General features: G+C 46.5%; 22 protein-coding genes and 1 riboswitch. Of the genes, 19 read left to right on the top strand and 3 right to left on the bottom strand.

Annotated elements, in window-relative coordinates; all coding sequences use genetic code 11:
- Positions 1 to 47: 47 nt before the first annotated feature.
- The 4 genes from AR543_RS15380 (at position 48) to AR543_RS15365 (ending at position 2,549) form a co-directional block, all read left to right on the top strand.
- Complete coding sequence (locus tag AR543_RS15380; protein WP_087071278.1) at positions 48 to 635, top strand: LysM peptidoglycan-binding domain-containing protein; 588 nt, start codon at positions 48 to 50, stop codon at positions 633 to 635.
- 119 nt (positions 636 to 754) lie between these two features.
- Positions 755 to 955, top strand: a complete 201-nt coding sequence (locus AR543_RS15375) for a DUF896 domain-containing protein (protein WP_017812453.1) — start codon at positions 755 to 757, stop codon at positions 953 to 955.
- Between the two features lie 251 nt (positions 956 to 1,206).
- Positions 1,207 to 1,731, top strand: a complete 525-nt coding sequence (locus AR543_RS15370) for a hypothetical protein (RefSeq protein ID WP_060535340.1) — start codon at positions 1,207 to 1,209, stop codon at positions 1,729 to 1,731.
- A gap of 20 nt (positions 1,732 to 1,751) precedes the next feature.
- A complete protein-coding gene (locus tag AR543_RS15365; protein WP_174703748.1) occupies positions 1,752 to 2,549 on the top strand; it encodes an HAD family hydrolase in 798 nt (265 codons plus the stop codon).
- Between the two features lie 156 nt (positions 2,550 to 2,705).
- Here the strand turns inward: AR543_RS15365 and AR543_RS15360 are convergent, their stop codons facing one another.
- A complete protein-coding gene (locus AR543_RS15360) occupies positions 2,706 to 3,245 on the bottom strand; it encodes a cupin domain-containing protein (RefSeq protein ID WP_046213967.1) in 540 nt (179 codons plus the stop codon).
- A 517-nt stretch (positions 3,246 to 3,762) separates the two neighbouring features.
- On the opposite strand from AR543_RS15360, the gene rnz reads away from it, so the two are divergent.
- The 15 genes from rnz to AR543_RS15290 all read left to right on the top strand — a co-directional run bounded on the left by rnz (position 3,763) and on the right by AR543_RS15290 (position 15,982).
- Complete coding sequence (gene rnz, locus AR543_RS15355; protein ID WP_060535338.1) at positions 3,763 to 4,683, top strand: ribonuclease Z; 921 nt, start codon at positions 3,763 to 3,765, stop codon at positions 4,681 to 4,683.
- Between the two features lie 107 nt (positions 4,684 to 4,790).
- Positions 4,791 to 5,576, top strand: coding sequence for a TIGR01457 family HAD-type hydrolase (locus AR543_RS15350; protein ID WP_060535337.1), 786 nt, complete (start codon positions 4,791 to 4,793; stop codon positions 5,574 to 5,576).
- A 72-nt stretch (positions 5,577 to 5,648) separates the two neighbouring features.
- Positions 5,649 to 6,473, top strand: coding sequence for an Fpg/Nei family DNA glycosylase (locus tag AR543_RS15345; RefSeq protein ID WP_060535336.1), 825 nt, complete (start codon positions 5,649 to 5,651; stop codon positions 6,471 to 6,473).
- 17 nt (positions 6,474 to 6,490) lie between these two features.
- The gene (locus AR543_RS15340; protein ID WP_060535335.1) at positions 6,491 to 6,838 is read left to right on the top strand and encodes a cyclic-phosphate processing receiver domain-containing protein; all 348 of its coding nucleotides are present in this window, start codon (positions 6,491 to 6,493) and stop codon (positions 6,836 to 6,838) included.
- Between the two features lie 17 nt (positions 6,839 to 6,855).
- The gene (locus AR543_RS15335; protein WP_060535334.1) at positions 6,856 to 7,179 is read left to right on the top strand and encodes a YbbN family protein; all 324 of its coding nucleotides are present in this window, start codon (positions 6,856 to 6,858) and stop codon (positions 7,177 to 7,179) included.
- A gap of 25 nt (positions 7,180 to 7,204) precedes the next feature.
- Entirely contained in the window at positions 7,205 to 8,275 is a 1,071-nt protein-coding gene (locus tag AR543_RS15330) for an SAM-dependent methyltransferase (protein WP_060535333.1), read from the top strand.
- 39 nt (positions 8,276 to 8,314) lie between these two features.
- Entirely contained in the window at positions 8,315 to 8,785 is a 471-nt protein-coding gene (locus tag AR543_RS15325) for a DinB family protein (protein WP_060535332.1), read from the top strand.
- Between the two features lie 192 nt (positions 8,786 to 8,977).
- Positions 8,978 to 10,474 (top strand): serine/threonine protein kinase, encoded by a 1,497-nt coding sequence (locus AR543_RS15320; protein WP_060535331.1) that lies wholly within the window; start codon positions 8,978 to 8,980, stop codon positions 10,472 to 10,474.
- Between the two features lie 301 nt (positions 10,475 to 10,775).
- Positions 10,776 to 11,354: a CpaE/TadZ family protein gene (locus AR543_RS15315; protein WP_145953925.1), complete on the top strand. Its 579-nt coding sequence runs from the start codon at positions 10,776 to 10,778 to the stop codon at positions 11,352 to 11,354.
- A gap of 54 nt (positions 11,355 to 11,408) precedes the next feature.
- A riboswitch (TPP riboswitch) is annotated at positions 11,409 to 11,516 on the top strand.
- A gap of 177 nt (positions 11,517 to 11,693) precedes the next feature.
- Entirely contained in the window at positions 11,694 to 11,963 is a 270-nt protein-coding gene (locus tag AR543_RS24330; RefSeq protein WP_158523979.1) for a hypothetical protein, read from the top strand.
- Positions 11,905 to 12,669: a thiamine phosphate synthase gene (locus AR543_RS15310; protein WP_060535329.1), complete on the top strand. Its 765-nt coding sequence runs from the start codon at positions 11,905 to 11,907 to the stop codon at positions 12,667 to 12,669. The genes AR543_RS24330 and AR543_RS15310 overlap by 59 nt, the downstream gene beginning before the upstream one ends.
- On the top strand, positions 12,666 to 13,874 hold the full coding sequence (thiO, locus tag AR543_RS15305; protein ID WP_060535328.1) for a glycine oxidase ThiO: 1,209 nt from the start codon (positions 12,666 to 12,668) through the stop codon (positions 13,872 to 13,874). The genes AR543_RS15310 and thiO overlap by 4 nt, the downstream gene beginning before the upstream one ends.
- A complete protein-coding gene (gene thiS, locus AR543_RS15300) occupies positions 13,865 to 14,068 on the top strand; it encodes a sulfur carrier protein ThiS (protein ID WP_060535327.1) in 204 nt (67 codons plus the stop codon). The genes thiO and thiS overlap by 10 nt, the downstream gene beginning before the upstream one ends.
- A gap of 1 nt (position 14,069) precedes the next feature.
- Positions 14,070 to 14,837: a thiazole synthase gene (locus tag AR543_RS15295; protein WP_060535326.1), complete on the top strand. Its 768-nt coding sequence runs from the start codon at positions 14,070 to 14,072 to the stop codon at positions 14,835 to 14,837.
- A gap of 83 nt (positions 14,838 to 14,920) precedes the next feature.
- Positions 14,921 to 15,982 carry a MoeB/ThiF family adenylyltransferase gene (locus AR543_RS15290; RefSeq protein WP_060536808.1) on the top strand — a complete coding sequence of 354 codons (1,062 nt, stop codon included), beginning with the start codon at positions 14,921 to 14,923 and terminating at the stop codon, positions 15,980 to 15,982.
- Positions 15,983 to 16,081: 99 nt separating this feature from the next.
- On the opposite strand, the gene AR543_RS15285 is transcribed toward AR543_RS15290, so the two are convergent.
- The gene (locus tag AR543_RS15285; RefSeq protein ID WP_060535325.1) at positions 16,082 to 16,729 is read right to left on the bottom strand and encodes a thiamine diphosphokinase; all 648 of its coding nucleotides are present in this window, start codon (positions 16,727 to 16,729) and stop codon (positions 16,082 to 16,084) included.
- A gap of 259 nt (positions 16,730 to 16,988) precedes the next feature.
- A complete protein-coding gene (locus tag AR543_RS15280; RefSeq protein ID WP_060535324.1) occupies positions 16,989 to 17,717 on the bottom strand; it encodes an alpha/beta hydrolase in 729 nt (242 codons plus the stop codon).
- Positions 17,718 to 17,967: the final 250 nt, after the last annotated feature.

The following is a 17,967-nucleotide window of genomic DNA, read 5'->3' as shown; positions in this document are numbered from 1 at the left end:
ATATTATTGACGAAGAAACAAGAACAAACGTTTGGGGTGTGGTATTCATGTTAAAATACAGTACATACAAAAGTATACACAATCAGCCGAAGCAGCAGGAAAAGCCTACTGTTTCCACTAAAAACGATACTCAACATACATCTGCGGCTGCATCGGAACCTCGCAAAACAGCGCGAATCGCATCTTCCTCCATTCCATCACCGTCAACTGAAAAAGGGCTGACCGTGGATACATGGACGTATGCTTCCGAACAGACGGAAGATACCCATTCACAACGCAGCACATCTGCCAAGCGCAAAGGTGTCAAAAAGACGCTTCGCCAAAAAACGCTTAATCTGATCGAAATGACAGTTCAAAAATCAAAATGGAAATCCAGTGGACGTCTTCTGATCTGCATTTTGTTTGCTTCTATTGTATTGTATGGAGGTTTTCAGCATCTGGTTATTGCCGATGAAGTGCCTGGCAATGAACAGCATGTTATCGTCAAGAGCGGAGATAGCCTATGGGCGATTGCTTCCCGCTACAAATCGGACGAAACCGATATTCGTGATTATGTAAATGAAATTCGTGATCATAACCAGCTGGTTTCTACTGAAATCCAGAGTGGCGATGTACTGGTAATCCCTCACGATTAACAAGTGTATATATAGGATATTTCTATATTGATATATAAAAGGCGAGTCAGGCTGTAATAGCCTTGACAAGCCTTTTTTTACATGTCAAAGTTAGTAAAGATAAGAATGGGAGGTTAGTCATGGACATCGATGTACTGATTGCACGTATTAATGAACTGGCACGCAAAAAAAAGGACACCGGTCTGACCGCAGAGGAAACCATTGAGCGGGATGAACTTCGTGCCGTCTATCTTGGTAATATCCGCCGCAACTTCCGTCAGCAGCTGGACACCATTGAATGGGTGGAAGATGCAGAGGATGGTACGCAGGGCAAACGCTGATTTGCAGCAAAGGCTCCGGATATTCCGCATAAACAGGATGGTATTGTTAGATCTTCATTTATAATAAGATGCAACAACCATACAGGGATGTCATAGCTGATCATGGCTGGGCATCCCCTTTAATTTCAGCACTCTTCAAAATGAAAGCGTATTGAGATCATTGAATCGTATATCCGGGATAGACAGATTGCGGTTCGATCAGTCTGAATATAGAGCAAGTATCTTTTATATTTTATTTAGGGGGAAATCGCATGTCCCGTTCATGGGAGAGGCAAGTCAAACGCAATACCAAGCAGGTTAATGCCCGCCGTAAAAAAGCCGGCCAGAGTGAAGTAGGCAGCAAGAGTCCAAAAGCTTCCGAGTATACTACTTACAAAGGCCGGAACTTTGTATTCCCGGCTACCCTGGTACTGCTCGGTCTGGCTTATGGAGCGATGGGTCTGATGTATCCTGCATCCATGGGCAGCACCGTACTATTTATTGTAACGGTAGTTATGTACCTGCTGCTGGGAGTTATTTTGTATCTGCGCAGACCGTATCTCAAAATCGGCAAAGATGCCGTAATCACAACCAAGTTCAATCGTGAACGTCTGGTAACGGCAGCACAGATCAAAAAGATCCGCTTGCAAAAAAACTACGTAATCATCGAACACAGCGGCAAAGGTGGAGCATGGGTATTCGCCCGCACGCTGAACCGTTATGATACGAATGCGATGGCTGCTCAGCTGAGAACTTTTGCAGCGGCTAACCAGGTTACTCTCGAAGATAAATTGTAATACAGACCAAGGGGGATTTGATGTTGAGTATTCAAGCTGTTTTATTCGACCTGGACGACACCTTATTATGGGATGAACGCAGTATACAGGAAGCTTTTGAGCAGACCTGTTTGACGGCGCAGCAAGCGGTGGGTGTAGATGCCTCTGCTCTTGAAGAAGCTGTGCGCCGTGAAGCCAGAGCACTGTATGAATCGTATGAGACTTTTGCTTTTACTCAACAGATCGGGATTAATCCGTTTGAAGGATTGTGGGCGCAATTCTCGGCAGGCGAGCAGCCTGAATTCCGTCAGCTGGAGCAGATTGCTCCTGTATACCGCCGGGATGCCTGGCGTCTTGGATTAAAAGCGCTGAATATCGAGAATGAGCAGTTGGCTGACCAGCTCGCTGAGCAGTTTGTGCAGGAGCGTCGCAGCCGCCCGCATATCTATGAAGAAACGCTGCAGATCCTGGGTGAACTGAAAGGCCAGGTCAAACTGCTGCTTCTCACCAATGGCTGTCCTGCTTTGCAGCAGGAGAAGCTGGATGGTGTACCGGAGCTGACTCCATTTTTTGACCATATTGTTGTATCCGGTGCATTTGGTAAAGGAAAACCGGATCCGGCGATTTTCCACCATGCGCTGGAACTGCTGGATGTACAGCCCGAGCATGCATTGATGGTAGGGGACAAGCTGACTACAGATATCAAAGGAGCACTGGCAGCAGGAATCAAGGCTGTCTGGGTGAACCGCAACCACAAGGTAAATGATAGCGAGATCTATCCGGATTACGAGATCGAGCGTCTGACAGATCTTCACGCAATTACAGCTCAATTGGTCTAATCTTCCCGCATAGCTAAGATATAACGAAAGAAAACCCCCTGCAGCTTAAATGCGCAGGGGGTTTTTGCGTGTGATTGTTACTTGTGATAAGTAATTGCTCTAAATCCATAACTTTTGCTGATAGTGAACCTTATCAAAGGTTTGGATTATCAATAATTATGCTTTTTGGAAGCTAGAGTCTGCAAAAGGATGTGCTACCCAGCCGTCAGTTTCCACAAACAGGCGTACAGCGACGATTTTGCGATTATCTACCAATGTAAAGAAGTGAGGGGTATTCTCTGGTACAGAGATAACATCACCCGGTTCCAGTTCAACATCAAAATAACCATGCTCCGGACTTTTAATAATGAAAATACCGTTACCCGATACGATCGCACGAATCTCGTCTTCGGTATGAGTATGAATTTCTTCGAATTTGGCAAGCTTGGCTTCGAGATCCGGTGTTGCTTCGGACAATGTGATTACATCCCAGGTACGGTAACCACGACGTGCTGAGAGATCTTTGATTTCGGCATCAAATGTATCCAGTACCGCCTGCTTTTGCTCGTCAGTCAGAGTGAAATTCTCGCTCAGTTCCGGAGCCAGCTTGGACACATCCCATTTTTCGTATACAACTTCATGCTTGTTCAGGAACTCCAGGACATTGTCATCTCCGGCAATTCGTTCATTGGTATTTCTAATTCTGATTTCAGCCATCGGATTACCCTTCTTTCATCATTTTTATGATGTATTATAAAAGAAAATGCTTTCTTTGTCGACACTTTCATCAAGAATTCATAAGGATCAGTCTTCCGGACGTTTCTACTGATCATAAAGCAAGATGCAGACAGGTTCAACCCGGCAGAAACAGGTTTTGATTTTACGCTTTTGAATAAGGGTATTAAAATAAATCGGATGCTTGTATCGAGTACTTTTGGATAAGTGATAAACGGCATACGATTTAGTGACTTTTGGAAGTATGGATATCATGGTATTATAATAAAGTTGAGCTTGAGTAATGCAATAGTCGTGATAGGTACCGGGATTATTTTCGGAGCTGAGACGGCAGGGATAACAAGTGCAATCCTCCGAAGCGATCGGAGGATTTTTATTAAATGGCAGCAAGCTCGTGATTGTGCGTCTTATATATGATGCTTATGAGACTGATAAGCTTGCTGCGCAACAGTACATTAACATCATGAAACGCTATATATAGAGAGAAGGTTGTTTTGGTATGGAACTATATTTTTTAGGAACCAATGCAGGTGTACCGACCCTGCAGCGTAATGTTACTTCGATTGGATTGCGCCTCTACGAAGAACGCAAAGCACTGTGGATGTTCGACTGTGGAGAAGGAACACAGCATCAGATTCTTCGTTCACAGCTCAAACTGAGCAAGCTGGAGAAAATTTTTATTACTCATCTACATGGTGATCATTTGTTTGGACTGCCGGGACTGCTATCGAGTCGTTCTAATCAGGGCGGAATCACGCCATTGATCGTATATGGACCTCCTGGTATCAAGCAATTTGTGGATGTAGCGCTCGGATTGAGTCAGTCTCGGATGGAGTATGAACTAATTGTAGAAGAGCATACAGGCGGAGTTGTTTTTGAAGATGAGACATTCCGAGTGGAATCTGCTCTGCTGGAGCATCGGATCGACAGCTATGGCTACCGGATTATTGAAAAGGATCGTCCGGGACAGCTGAATCAGGAACTGCTCAAGCAGTATGGTATTCAGCCAGGGCCTATCTACGGCAAGCTAAAAAATGGCGGCAGTGTACAATTGGAAAATGGAGATACTCTGCATTCCCATCAGGTAGTGGGAGAGCCCAAAAAAGGAAAAATCGTCACGATTCTGGGAGATACGCGTCCGTGTCCCAATGTAGAGGTATTGGCTCATGGTGCCAATCTGCTCGTACATGAAGCCACATTCCGCAATGATCTCAAAGATACAGCGCGCAAGTATTATCATAGTACGGCTGTGGAAGCGGCCGAAGCAGCCAAAGCTGCAGGAGTGGGCGAGCTCATTATGACTCATTTCAGCTCGCGCTACAAGGACGAGGATCAGCTTCATCCGTTGTTGGAAGAAGCGACAGCCATATTCGCTAACACACAGCTCGCAGAAGAACACAAGCTTTTCCCGGTGCATTAATCCGTAGATCTACCACGCAGGTTGCGGCAAGGTAAGCAAATCGTTTGCCTTATGCCGCAACTTTTTTTACAATGGGGATTGTGAGTAATAGAGAGGATGGCTTGAAGATGAGCAATCGCAAAGGATTACTGATTGATCTGGATGGTACATTGTATCATGGGGATCGTGTGATTCCAGGTGCAGCGGAATGGATCAGCAGCCTGGATCAGGCAGAAGTTCCTTATTTGTATGTAACCAATAATTCTTCCCGTACTGCGGAAGGAGTGGCAGCGCATCTGCGTCAACTTGGCATTGAGGCTTCTGCAGATCGCGTATGTACTTCTGCACTTGCGGCAGCAGCCTATATTGCTGCAGCATCACCTGCCGCATCGGTCTTTGTGATTGGTGAACCAGGGCTGCATGAAGCTGTGACAGAAGCAGGGTTGCATATAACCGGGGAAAAGCCGGATTATGTGCTTCAGGGCATAGATCGTTCTTTTACATATGAGAAGTTAACCAGTGCTTTACGGCTGATCGGACAGGGCGCGCGCTTTGTATTGACGAATCCTGATCTTCAGCTGCCTTCTCATGATGGATTGCTGCCTGGAGCCGGTACATTGGGCGCAGCAATTTCTGCAGCATCCGGCGTAGAGCCTGTTGTTATCGGCAAACCTTCATCCATTTTGATGGAATATGCAATGGAACGTCTCGGACTTCCTGCTGCCGATACAATTGTAGTAGGAGATAATATGATGACAGATATTGCAGCAGGAGCTGCCGCAGGCTGTTATACTGTGCTGGTAACGACTGGTGTAACGACCATGGACAATCTTGCCAGTCATCAGACACGTACAGGCGTAAAACCGGGCCGAATCTGTCATACACTAGCAGAAATTCAACCGGACGAGTTATAGGGACAGCGCGGATTTGCAATCTGTGCAGTCATGAAATATAGGAATGATACTTGGAGAGAGAGGGATACACCTATGCCAGAATTGCCAGAACTCGAAAATTATAAAATCCAACTGACAGGTTATATTTTGAATGTCGCTATTGAGAAAATGGTTGTACATCGTCCCAAAGCTACCAATATGGAAGCTGATCATGTCAACCTGATGCTGGCGGGTAACCGGGTTGCTTTTATCGAACGCCGTGGTAAATATCTGAATCTTCATCTTCACAGCGGACATCGTCTGCTGATCAGCATCGTACTGGGAAGTTCGCTGTATTATGGTATTCGCGAGCAAAATGCAGATCGCAAGTCGGATGTGGAGCTTCAATTTGAAGATGGAACGTCGCTGTATTATACAGCCGGACGTCAAGGATTGATGTATTTCTGCTCCGCCAAGGAGACACAGGCCTATTTCGCCGATCTGGGACCGGAAGCAACCGATCGCAAACTGACCAGAGAACAATTCATTACTTTGTTCAAAAGCCGCAGAGGCGCTCTCAAAACAGCGCTGATTAATCAATCTTTGATCGCTGGCATTGGCAGCTATTATGCAGATGAGATTGCTTTTACAGCGGGGCTACTGCCTTCAGCCAAAGTACAGGATCTGGACGAAGAAGCATTGTCCAAACTGTATGATGCAGTACACAGCGTTCTGGAAGAAGCGATCGAGACAGGCGGCCATATGGAAGGGCAGCCGCTCACAGCCAATGATGCGCTGACGGGTGGATTCCATGCGCTGCGCCGTGTGTATGAGCGTGAAGGTGAACCGTCTGTACGCTCTGCAACAGACAAAGTGGTAAAAACCGAAGTGGCAGGCAAAAAAACCTACTACTGTCCAGCATCCCAGTTTGAACAGTAACAGGGAGGAACAGGCTGATGATCAATCTGTATATGGATGATTATCGTCCTTGCCCTGGCGGGTTTGCGCTGGCAAGAGACGGAGAGGAATGCCTGATGATGCTTCGTGATTGCGAAGTGAACATCCTGTCGCTCGACCATGAGCTTGGTTTTGGCCAGATGGATGGAACCGATGTCGTCAAAGCCATGATCCATGAAGGATTGTATGCAAAAGAGATTTACCTGCATACATCCAGCATGTATGGCAAAAAAAGAATGTACGAGCTGTTGTATCAGGCGAAGCCGGCAGATGTTATTGTGCACAACGGACCGATGCCGGCAGAACTGCTGGAACAAATTGCCCGTAGTGCCGGACGCAGCGAATAATACAGGGAGTGATCGATATGATTCAGGAATTAACGGAGCAGCAGGCATTGGAACTCGCCTCACAATCGGGAGAGGCCGCTGCAATCTATATATACACTCCGTTATGCGGTACCTGCAGGATGGGCCGGCGGATGCTGGAGACCGCCCTGCCGCTGCTGCCGGATCATATGACTTATGCACTAAATATCAATTTTGCTCCCCGGTTTGTGCAGGCTTATGAAATAACAAGTGTGCCCTGTTTGATTGTATTTGAAGCTTGGCGTGTAAAAAGTCCGCGCATGCTCTACCGGATGGAATCGGTTCAGCGCATACTTGAGCATATACGGAGTGTTATTGTATAAACTATTGGAGGCTATAAGAATATTCATGAATGAAGAGAACATTGTACAGCAAGAGCAGGACATACAGGCGGAATCCCGCTGGATTGGCACAGCCAATCACGGATTTGCCGCTTACGCGCAGGAGGAACTGAAGCGTATTTTTGGTTCGGTCAAAAGTTCGGTTCTGATACACGGTGAAGTGCTCTTGCTGACACTTCCTGCAGCACCAGAAGATGTGATCGCCCGTCTGACATCGGAGCCACCGATGTTTCTGCGTCATATTCAGCCGGTGCGTTACGATCTGGTACTGGAACAAATAGAGCCTGAACAGCATCCATTGGACGCGCTGACAGAGTTGCTGCTCAAACGGGAAGAATTATACGGGATATCGCTGTCGGTACAGGTACGCAAGACAGGAGATGCCAACGTAGAAGAAAATATGTCCGAACTTCGTCATCTGCTGGAGGAACGACTGGCTTCGCTGCATTCCGAGTATACCGTGCAGAATCCGGATCTGATATTGTCTGTTTTCTGGACAGCCGATCGTCTGTATGCAGGCATCTCGCTTCCGCAGGATAATCTGTCTGACTGGAATGGAGGCGCTGTGCGTTTTCAGCGGGAAGAAGGTCAGATTTCCCGTGCCAAGTTCAAGTTGCTGGAAGCGGAAAAAGTGTTCGGTATTGATTTTACCAGCTTCCGCTCGGGACTGGATGTAGGTGCAGCTCCTGGAGGCTGGACTTCGTTCCTGTTGGAAAGAGGTATGAAAGTAACTGCAGTCGACCCTGCCAAAATGCATCCTTCCCTGCAAAATCATCCGAATCTCAAAGTGGTTCGGCGCAATGCATCGGAAGTGAAGCTGAGTGCAGGCGAATTTGATCTGCTCGTCTGTGATATGAGCTGGAGTCCCAAGCTGACTGCACGACTTGTTATTGATCTGCTGGATGCGGTAGTACCTGGCGGTACGGTTATTGTGACCGTCAAGCTGATGCACAAAAAACCGCTGGCACTGATCAAGGAAGTGATTCATACGTTTGAAGAAGCGCGTCTTCAGGTTCAACGTGCCAAACAGCTGTTCCACAATCGTGATGAAATTACCCTTTATATGGTAAAGTACTAATCTGTAATAGCTTGTATACCTTCGAGAAGGATGTGCGTTATGCAAAATGCAATCTATCGTTATTTACCGGATATGGAACGCTTTGTAGAACAGGTACGTTGTTTTTCCGAGGCCGAACTGCAGTTCAAGCCTGCTCCGACAGCATGGAGTATTCATGAGATCGTAGTTCATCTGTATGATGTGGAGATTGTACTTCAGCATCGCCTCAAAGCTATTCTGGCTGAAGATAATCCGGTTATAGTGGCTTTTGATCAGGATCGCTGGGCGCAGCGGCTTGGTTATGCTTCACTGGATCTGGAACATCATCTGCAGGCACTGCTGGCGATGCGCAAAGCTTTTGCCCCTGTGCTGGAGACCATTACGGAAGAAGATCAAAAACGTACAGGCCAGCATAACGTCGACGGCGAGATTACAGCCCGTGCGCTCGTAGAAAAGCTCTGCGTCACTCATCTGGAAGGTCATGTGAATCAGATCCAGCGTAATCGCGAAGCTTTTGCAGCACAAAAATAAACTCGTTATATCGGGTGGAATCGGATGACCCCGATTATCCTTTACAAACTCAGATGCAGTTACTATAATACAGGTATATGAATATACAACGGATAGGGAAAGCATCCCGTCTTTCGAACAGACAGTATTAGTCTGCTTGAATAGACGGAGGCTTTCCCTTTTTTTGTTGTTTGCAGAAGGGAGCTGTTCTATATGATTCATCCAACCCGGCTGTATCAGGGAATGGTACTGGCGGAGCGTTATTGTATCGAGGAGAAACTGGGAAGTGGAGGCATGAGTCATGTGTACCTGGCGCATGACCTGAGATTGCCCGGCAAGAAATGGGCAGTCAAGGAAAGTGTAGCCCAGCCATCTCAATATAGGGAAGTAGCAGCAGAAGCCAAAATGCTTACTTCGCTGAGCCATCCATTTTTACCGAGAATTGTGGATTTTATTACAGATGATCCTGATGGCTATACCTATATGGTCATGGATTATATTGAAGGAGAAACACTGGAACAAAAGTTCAAAAGACAACCTGCAGAGGTAGATGCGGCATTTATTATGCGCTGTGCCAATCAACTCTGCAATGTGCTGGAGTATCTGCATCAGCATGAACCTCCAATCGTATTTCGCGACATGAAACCATCCAATGTAATGATTACTCCGGAAATGGATATACGACTTATCGACTTCGGAATTGCCCGGACCTTCAAACCGCAGGAAAGTCAGGATACCGTAAAGCTGGGTACTATCGGCTTTGCGGCACCCGAGCAGTATGGAAGCGGGCAAACCGATCATCGTTCTGATCTGTATGGATTGGGAGCGCTTATCCTGTATTTGTCGACAGGAGGGCATTATAGCGAATGGATGCTCGGTATGGAGAAGTTTATCAGAAATGATATACCCCGGGCCATGATCCCTATTATCCGCAAGCTGCTGCATCATCAACCCGCAGAAAGATACCAGTCTGCTTCGGATACCAGGCAGGCACTGGGACAGGTCATAAATGACTATTACAATCGAACCCATAGAGGATCTGGTAACCTGGTCGGTGGATGGAACAAGATCACACAGGTGATCGCAGTAATGGGAGCTACATCAGGTACGGGAACTACCCATACGGCGGTAGCGATTGCCCATCATCTGGCGAGGAGTCAGCAAAAGGTCGCTCTTGTGGAAATGAATGATCATCCCGGAGCATTTGCCCGTATACAGCAGGTAGCCGTAAATGGTATGGCCGAACAGCAGATGCTGCTGGAGGAACGGAAGTTTACGCTGGAAGGAGTCGATTACTGGCGTGAATCTGCTCGCGCAGAAGTAGTCGGTTTGCTTGGCGGTAGCTACCGGTTTATTATTCTCGACCTGGGACGTTATCAGCAAAATGCCAGACTGGAAGAATTTCTGCGTGCAGATATCCCTATTGTAGTTGGATCAGGAGCCGAATGGCGTTACCAGGACGTGCTCAAAATGGCTGCTGATCTGCATCGATACCCGCGGGACAAATGGCATTATTATCTTCCTCTGGCTCCCGCAGATGCTGTATCACGATTACAGCATGAGCTGCATACGGAACAGATATACAGTATTCCATGGCATCCCGATCCATTTGATCATCAGCCTGCTACAGCCTCTATACTGAAAAAAATATTTGGTGAAGACCGTCCCTCTGCAGTAAGGAAACGCAAATTATGGTTTAATCTGCGCTAATCAAAAGGAAAGGAGCAGATCAATGACCACCGTAATGTTCTGGAGTCCCGATAAAGGGAATAGTAGAACATCGTCGCACGCGGCGATTACAGCGATTACTGCTTCTCTGCAATATCGTCTAAAATTATTGCTTTGTCATAATCAATATCGTTATCACAGTGTTGAAGCAGGTCTGCTGAGTACAAGTACAGATACAGATATTTCTGCCGACAATGCTGACAGACGCTCTATACCAGGCATTGATCGGCTGTATTATTCATACAAGTCGGGTATTCTGACTCGCAGTAATGTATCCAGTTATATGATTGCATTGCTCCAGAATCGGCTTGATCTTCTGGCAGGTACTGATAAGGCAGCACCCATTCCGGCAGATGATCTTTTCTGGAAATACATGCTTCATACTGCAGGTCTGTGCTATGATCTGATTCTGTTGGATGCCGGTTCGGGGTTAGAGCAGATGCCCCTGCTTGCAGAAGCTGATCTTGTCATTGTCAATCTGGGTCAGGATCTTGTACAGCTCAATACCTTTTTTCATGAATATGCTCATCATGAAGTAATGCGTTCCAGAGTATGGATTCCTGTATTGGGTGCCTATCAAACGGAATCAGCACTTACCGCTGCCTGGATAGCAAATCAATTTAAAGTAGAACAAGATATATACCGGCTCAATGCTTATCAGGATTTTGAAGATGCATGGAATGCGCAAAATCTGTTTTCTTTTATGAGACATCAATTGATGCTAGATGGTAGCCACGATACATCTGCTCAATCGGCTGAATTTTTGCGACAATCCTTCTTTCTTGCAGCAGCAATTCTCGAACAGCTGGGCGGCATTTCTGTAGTTTCAGGAGCTGTTATCAAATTTCCTGTGCATACATAGTATTTGCTTTATAAGAACAGTTTTGCTAAGATAAATATGCTTAAATTGAATAGCGACAACACACGGGGGAGCCTGTAATGGCTGAGATGGCAGAACTGATTGCCGAACCCTTTGTACCTGATCTGGATTATACCAGCGTAGGGAAGTGGCAGAAGAATAATCTTGGATAATATGGATATATCTACTCTGACAACGCAGGCTGTATAAAGTAATTAATAATAGTACAGCAATCTGCATATTGTATATACAAGGAATCATTATGTATTCCCTGTATATCATGGACGGGATCAGCATCCTTTTGGATCGCAATGTTCCGGAATGTACATGGAGATATAATGAATGATCCAACCAGATTATGCTTCGGCAGGCAGCGATGCAGATCGTCCTGTTATTGTTTATACCAAACAGCCACTTTCCTTTGGAAGGTGGTTTTTTTGCATTATTTTGCAATATACAATGCCAGCTGGCCGCCTTACCATTTGGGAAAACAGAGAAGGTGTTCGTTATTCCGTGATACAGATAGAGATTGGAGATCTGTGGGGGGTGCAAAATGGAGCTGCATGTGGTGAGTACAGGCAATCAGACAGCAGAGAAAATACTTTCAGTTAGCAGGCAGATTTACTCCCAGGTAACAGCGATCCATATCCGGGAAAAGCAGTGGTCGGATAAACAGGTATATGAACTGGTACAAGCCATGTTAAACGCAGGGATACCTGCTGCTGCTATTCGGCTAAATAGCAGGATACAGCTTGCTGCGGAGCTGAAGCTGGGAGGTGCTCATTTAACCGAGCTGCAAAGTTTTGTCCGATCTCTGCCAGAGAAACACGAGGTAAATGTAAATGCACTATCCGGTAATGATCAGACCGGGGCAAGTACCAGCAGACAGAGGAGACAGTATCATGCACCAGCAGCAGATTCAGAGTCTGTATTGGATTTTTGGCAAAAAGAATCTTTTCGGCTGGGGAGATCAGTACACACTGCTGCACAAGCGATTCAGGCAGAACGGGAAGGAATAGATTATGTTTTTTATGGACATATCTATGAGACAGCCTCCAAGCCAGGAGTTCCTGCCCGGGGAGTAGAGCAGCTGCGCCAAATATGTGCTGTCGTAGATATACCTGTTATTGCGATCGGAGGGATACAGCCTCATCATGCAGAGGAACTGATAAGTACGGGAGCAGCCGGTATAGCTGTAATGTCCGGAATCTTTGCTGCAAAGAATCCATTGGAACAGGCTTCAGCTTATGCAGCAGCGTTATCTGCTGCAGCTGCTCGTATCGGCAAGATCGAATCAGGAAGGCAGGAAACGGTATGAGAAGTAATGGTCATTACGATGCAATTGTAGTTGGAGCGGGTGTAATCGGTGCCTCGATCGCTTATGAATTATCGTTAAAAGGCATGAAAGTTGCCCTGATCGAGAAAAATCAGCCAGCTTCCGGTTCGTCCGGAGCGGCTGGAGGTATGCTGGCAGCAGAATCAGAGCATTTTGAAAGTAAAGATCTTCGCAAATGGGCATTGTACAGCCGCTCGCTCTATAACCAGCTCACAGAGCAGCTGTACGAACTAACCGGCATACACTGTGGACTTCGCAGTGAAGGATTTCTGTTACCGATCGATGAGCAGGATCTGAAGCAAAGCCATACTATTCATTCATTGCATACACCGAATCGAAACAATAATGGGAATGAAGAGCATTTGTCCAATACTTCACCACTGGAATGGTGGAACAGACAACGTCTGGCTCTGGAAGAGCCTTATATCCATGCGGAGCAAGGTATGCTCTACAATCCGGCAGAGCAGCAGCTTATCCCTGCATTGCTAAATGAAGCGTTGGTTATGGCTGCTATACGTCTGGGTGCAGTCCTATACCGACAGACCGAGGTGACGCGGTTGCTGCGCGAACACGGTAATCATGGCCGGGTTACAGGTGTAGTGACAGAGCAAGGGATAATGTATGGAGAACGCGTCATTCTGAGTTCCGGAATTGGAAGTGGCAGACTTCTTGAGACCGAAGGGTACCGACTTCCTTTTTTGCCAGTCAAAGGCGAACTGCTGGAAATTCGTACACCATCCTGCTGGCTGAATCATACCATTTATGGCAATCAGATTTATATTATTCCAAAGCAGGGCAATCGTATCTGGATAGGAGCAACCAGCAAGCCTGGCCGAACCGATACCATAGTAGAAGCAGGTGCAGTCCCCGAACTGCTTTTCAAGGCAAGGCAGTATATTCCGGCTATTACCAATGGGGAGCTGGTACGATGCTGGGCGGGCGTACGTCCGGGTACACCCGACGAGCTTCCCTACCTCGGACGACTCGAACCGATACCCGGTGTATGGATGGCTTGTGGACATTATCGCAACGGGATTCTGCTGGCAGCCGGCACCGGACGAATCATGGCTGATGCTGTAGCTGCGGACCAATCCAATATGATTCCGACAAGCTTTTCTCCAGAGCGGGCACTTCAGCCGCTATCTGGACTGCAGGAAAAAGAAGGAGGGACACCGGTATGGAATTGACGATCAATGGAACCAGCCGTACAGTATCACCGGATGTTCAGACCATAGAACAGCTGCTTGAATCGCTACAGCTCGCCGGAAAGCGGGTTATTGTCGAATGGAATGAACGCATTTTGCAAAAAGAAGAGCATGGTACGACGGTAATTGGCAATGGAGATACACTGGAGATTGTACATTTTGTAGGAGGTGGTTGATTTGTTAACTATAGGACAACATTCATTCAAATCAAGATTGCTGCTGGGAACAGGGAAATTCAGTGATTTACAAATACAGACACAGGCAGTGGAGGCTTCGGGAACAGAGGTGCTGACTTTTGCGGTACGAAGACTGAATCTGGATCAGCCGGATGAACCCAATTTTCTGGAACATCTGGATCTGACCCAGTATACATTGCTCCCTAATACGGCTGGTGCACGGACAGCGGAAGAGGCGGTACGTATCGCCAGACTCGCCAGAGCATCGGGATTATGTGATATGATAAAGGTCGAAGTGATCGGAGATGACCAGCTGATTTTGCCGGATCCGCTGGAAACAGTAAAAGCCTGTGAGATTCTGCTGGCAGAAGGCTTTACAGTACTGCCTTATATCTCCGACGATTATATGCTGGCCAAGCGGCTGCAGCAAATAGGCGTTCATGCCGTTATGCCGGGAGCTTCTCCTATAGGTTCCGGACGCGGCATTCTTAATCCTGCGATGCTGGAATGGATTATCGCTGATGCCCGTGTACCTGTTATCGTCGATGCCGGAATTCGCTCTCCGAAAGATGCCGCATATGCGATGGAACTCGGAGCAGATGCAGTTCTCCTCAACAGTGCTGTATCCGGAGCAGATGATCCGGTCAAGATGGCACTGGCAATGAAGCTGGCTGTAGAATCCGGACGACTGGGAAAGGAAGCGGGGATGATTCCGCTGCGCAATTATGCTGTAGCAAGCAGCCCTTCAGAAGGGATGATTACGACTTGAGTCTTGAACATACAAAAGAAGAGACTACTAGCAACACACCTATCAACAGTAACCATAATGCTCATACTGATCATACAGACCAGGTGCAGCATTTATCTGATGTCAATCAACAGGTCGATCCGCATCGTCGCTACTCCAGACAGGAACTGTTTACTCCACTTGGCAAAATAGGTCAGAATCAGCTATCTCAGGCGGCTGTTCTGATTATAGGTGCCGGAGCACTCGGTTCCAGTTCGGCAGAGACGCTAGTGCGAGCTGGTGTTGGCAAAGTCATTATTGCCGATCGGGACTATGTAGAATGGAGCAATTTGCAGCGGCAGCAACTGTTCACAGAAGAAGATGCAGCCAAACGGATGCCAAAAGCCATCGCTGCACGTGATCGGCTAATGCAGATCAATTCCTCTGTCCAAATTGAAGCACATATCGCGGATGTAACAGCAGACGAACTGGGGGAGCTGGCCAAAGGCGTGGACCTGATTATGGATGCTACAGATAATTTCGAGACACGGCTTATGATCAATGATATGTCGCAAAAGTACAATATTCCCTGGATCTACGGTGGATGCGTAGGAAGTTACGGGATTACTTTTACGATTCTGCCGGGTATTACGCCATGTCTGCAGTGTCTGATGGAATCTGCGCCGCTTGGAGGAGATACCTGTGATACATCCGGTATCATTCCACCTGCTGTGCAGATGGTTGTAGCGCATCAGACAACCGAAGCGATCAAGCTGCTCAGCGGTAACCAGGAGCAGCTGCGCGGTACATTATTATCTTTTGATTTGTGGAAAAATGAACAGGTCTCTATCAAAATGAGTGCGGCCCGCAAGCCGGATTGCCCATCCTGTGGAGCTCATCCTACCTATCCGCATCTTAGTCACGAAGGACAGAGCAAATCCGAAGTATTATGCGGCAGAGATACGGTACAGATTCGGCCGGCACATCGTCAAAAGCTGAATCTGCAGCAGACAGCGGAGCGCCTGCAAAAGCTGGATCACTATGAAGTCAGCGTTAATCCATTTTTGTTATCGATGACTATGGAGCAGGGACGACGGATGGTAGTATTTCAGGATGGACGAGTAATGGTACATGGCACCAAAGATATTGCGGAAGCCCGCAGCCTGTATCATCGATATTTCGGATAACTCTATTGAGCTGTTTATTCAAATAAGAGCAAATAAAAGCAAGCCCCATGCCAGCAGACTGGATAACATGGGGCTTGCTTTTTGATATTTATAAAAAATTTAATCGCGGCTCTGGATAATAAGCAATAATCCGCCTTCGATACTGACCGTACCCTGCTCCTCAGCCAGATGATTGCTCACACCGCGTGACTGTCCCATCCGAAGGGTAGCATTTTCCAGAGGATATTGAAAACCTTTGAGATGAATGCCTGTTACTTCCGAGGTCACAGGCAGCAAGGATACATAAGGATAACCCATATTGGAAATAACGGAGGTAGTGGAAGTCAGCGATATGTAATTGTTCATATCCTGGATTGCACAACGTACCTGATGCTGCAATGCACGTACCAGCAGCTGTACATTCGCCAGCGTATGATCAAATCGCGTACCTACCGCGCCAAAAATAAGAATATCATCCATATGTCGTTCCATCGCTGCTTCAAAAGCCGCTTCCGTATCGGACAGATCCTTGTCCACCGGATCAAACACAATCATTTCATCAGAATTTTCTTCAATCCTCCGCAGTTCGGTCATATGATCGGTTAACGAATCAAAGTCACCGATAGCCAGATGTGGACGAATACCATGTTCGATCAAAAACAATGCACCACGATCCGCACCAATAATCAGATCATCCTCGCGAATCTCATTTAAAAAATCAGGATGTAACAGACCGCCTGAGAAGATAAGAGCGCGTTTTGCAGCCATGAAATCTCCTTCTTTCTCTAAGTGAATGAATAATTTTCTCATAATTATTGTCCTATAAACGGTGAGCGGTAAAAATTTCAGTTGCACAATTTTTGCCTGCACCGATACAATAGACGTTGGGAGTCTGCTTACAAGAAGAACTCCCGAAAAGGAAAAAGAGAAGCAATGAATATTGTATGTTGTAAGCGTAAACATTGCCTTTATCCGTTTGAAGCTTCTCTTTTTAATGTAATAAGTAATGACAGATTATGCAGACAGATTACTGAAGGAAATATTTAAGCGCATCCGGAAGTTCCTTTTGCCAGAATCCCCACAAGTGTTTTCCGTCTTTTTCAGCATAACGGACGGTAGCGCCGCGTTCAAGCAGCAAATCGCGTGTTGCACGGTTTAGCTCGACAAAGTCATATACACCGGTGTCGCTCTGGAAATCTCTTTCCTGAAGACCGACGATCATAAATACGTCGAGTGCCGACAGATCCTTCTCGGCAGCAATGATTGTCCGGCTTTCTTCATAATAGGCACCCGATAGACTTATAATCCGGCTGAACATCTCCGGATAGAGCAGGGCGATATGCATGGAGACGCTGCCTCCGAGAGAATCGCCGGCCAGAATACGCTGATCCCGGGTACGTCGTACAGGGTACTTCTGTTCCACATAAGGAATAATTTCTTCGGCAAAACAAGCTGTATACGCTGCAAAACGACTGCCAAAAGGAGCATATTCCTGTGTACGTATTTTGGTATTGACTTCTACGCCTACTATAATGAAAGGCTCGATATTGTCATCGAGTATAAGTTCGTTGGCAAATGTAGCGATTCGGCCAAAATTGAAAAACTCTTCGCCATCCTGACAATATACAACAGGGTAGCTGAGCAGTTCATTATAACCGGGCGGCAGATAGATGCGCAAAGTGCGGGATTCGCCAAGATGGCGACTTTGTATTTCCTCTTTCAGGATCGTTCTTTTCAGGTAACGGGAATCTGTCATAGTGATCACCTTTTCATTAGAATTTTTGCAAAGAATCCAGCAATGGGTTAAGATTAGGTCGTGTGATTTTAAGACACTCTATTTTGAAATGGTTCAACTGTTATACAAAATTAAATAACCTGTTATACATACAACAACACTGCTGCTGCATTAATTTCAATGTATCCTTTGACGAACTCAGTAGAACAGGTGTATAATAATTCTATAACAGCGGAACATGATATTCAAATTTTTTATTGAGGTGAATAAA

This window comes from Paenibacillus bovis (assembly GCF_001421015.2).
Lineage (GTDB): Bacteria > Bacillota > Bacilli > Paenibacillales > Paenibacillaceae > Saccharibacillus > Saccharibacillus bovis.
Note: the sequence above shows the minus strand (reverse complement) of the source record. Positions and strands in the feature narration are given on the sequence as shown.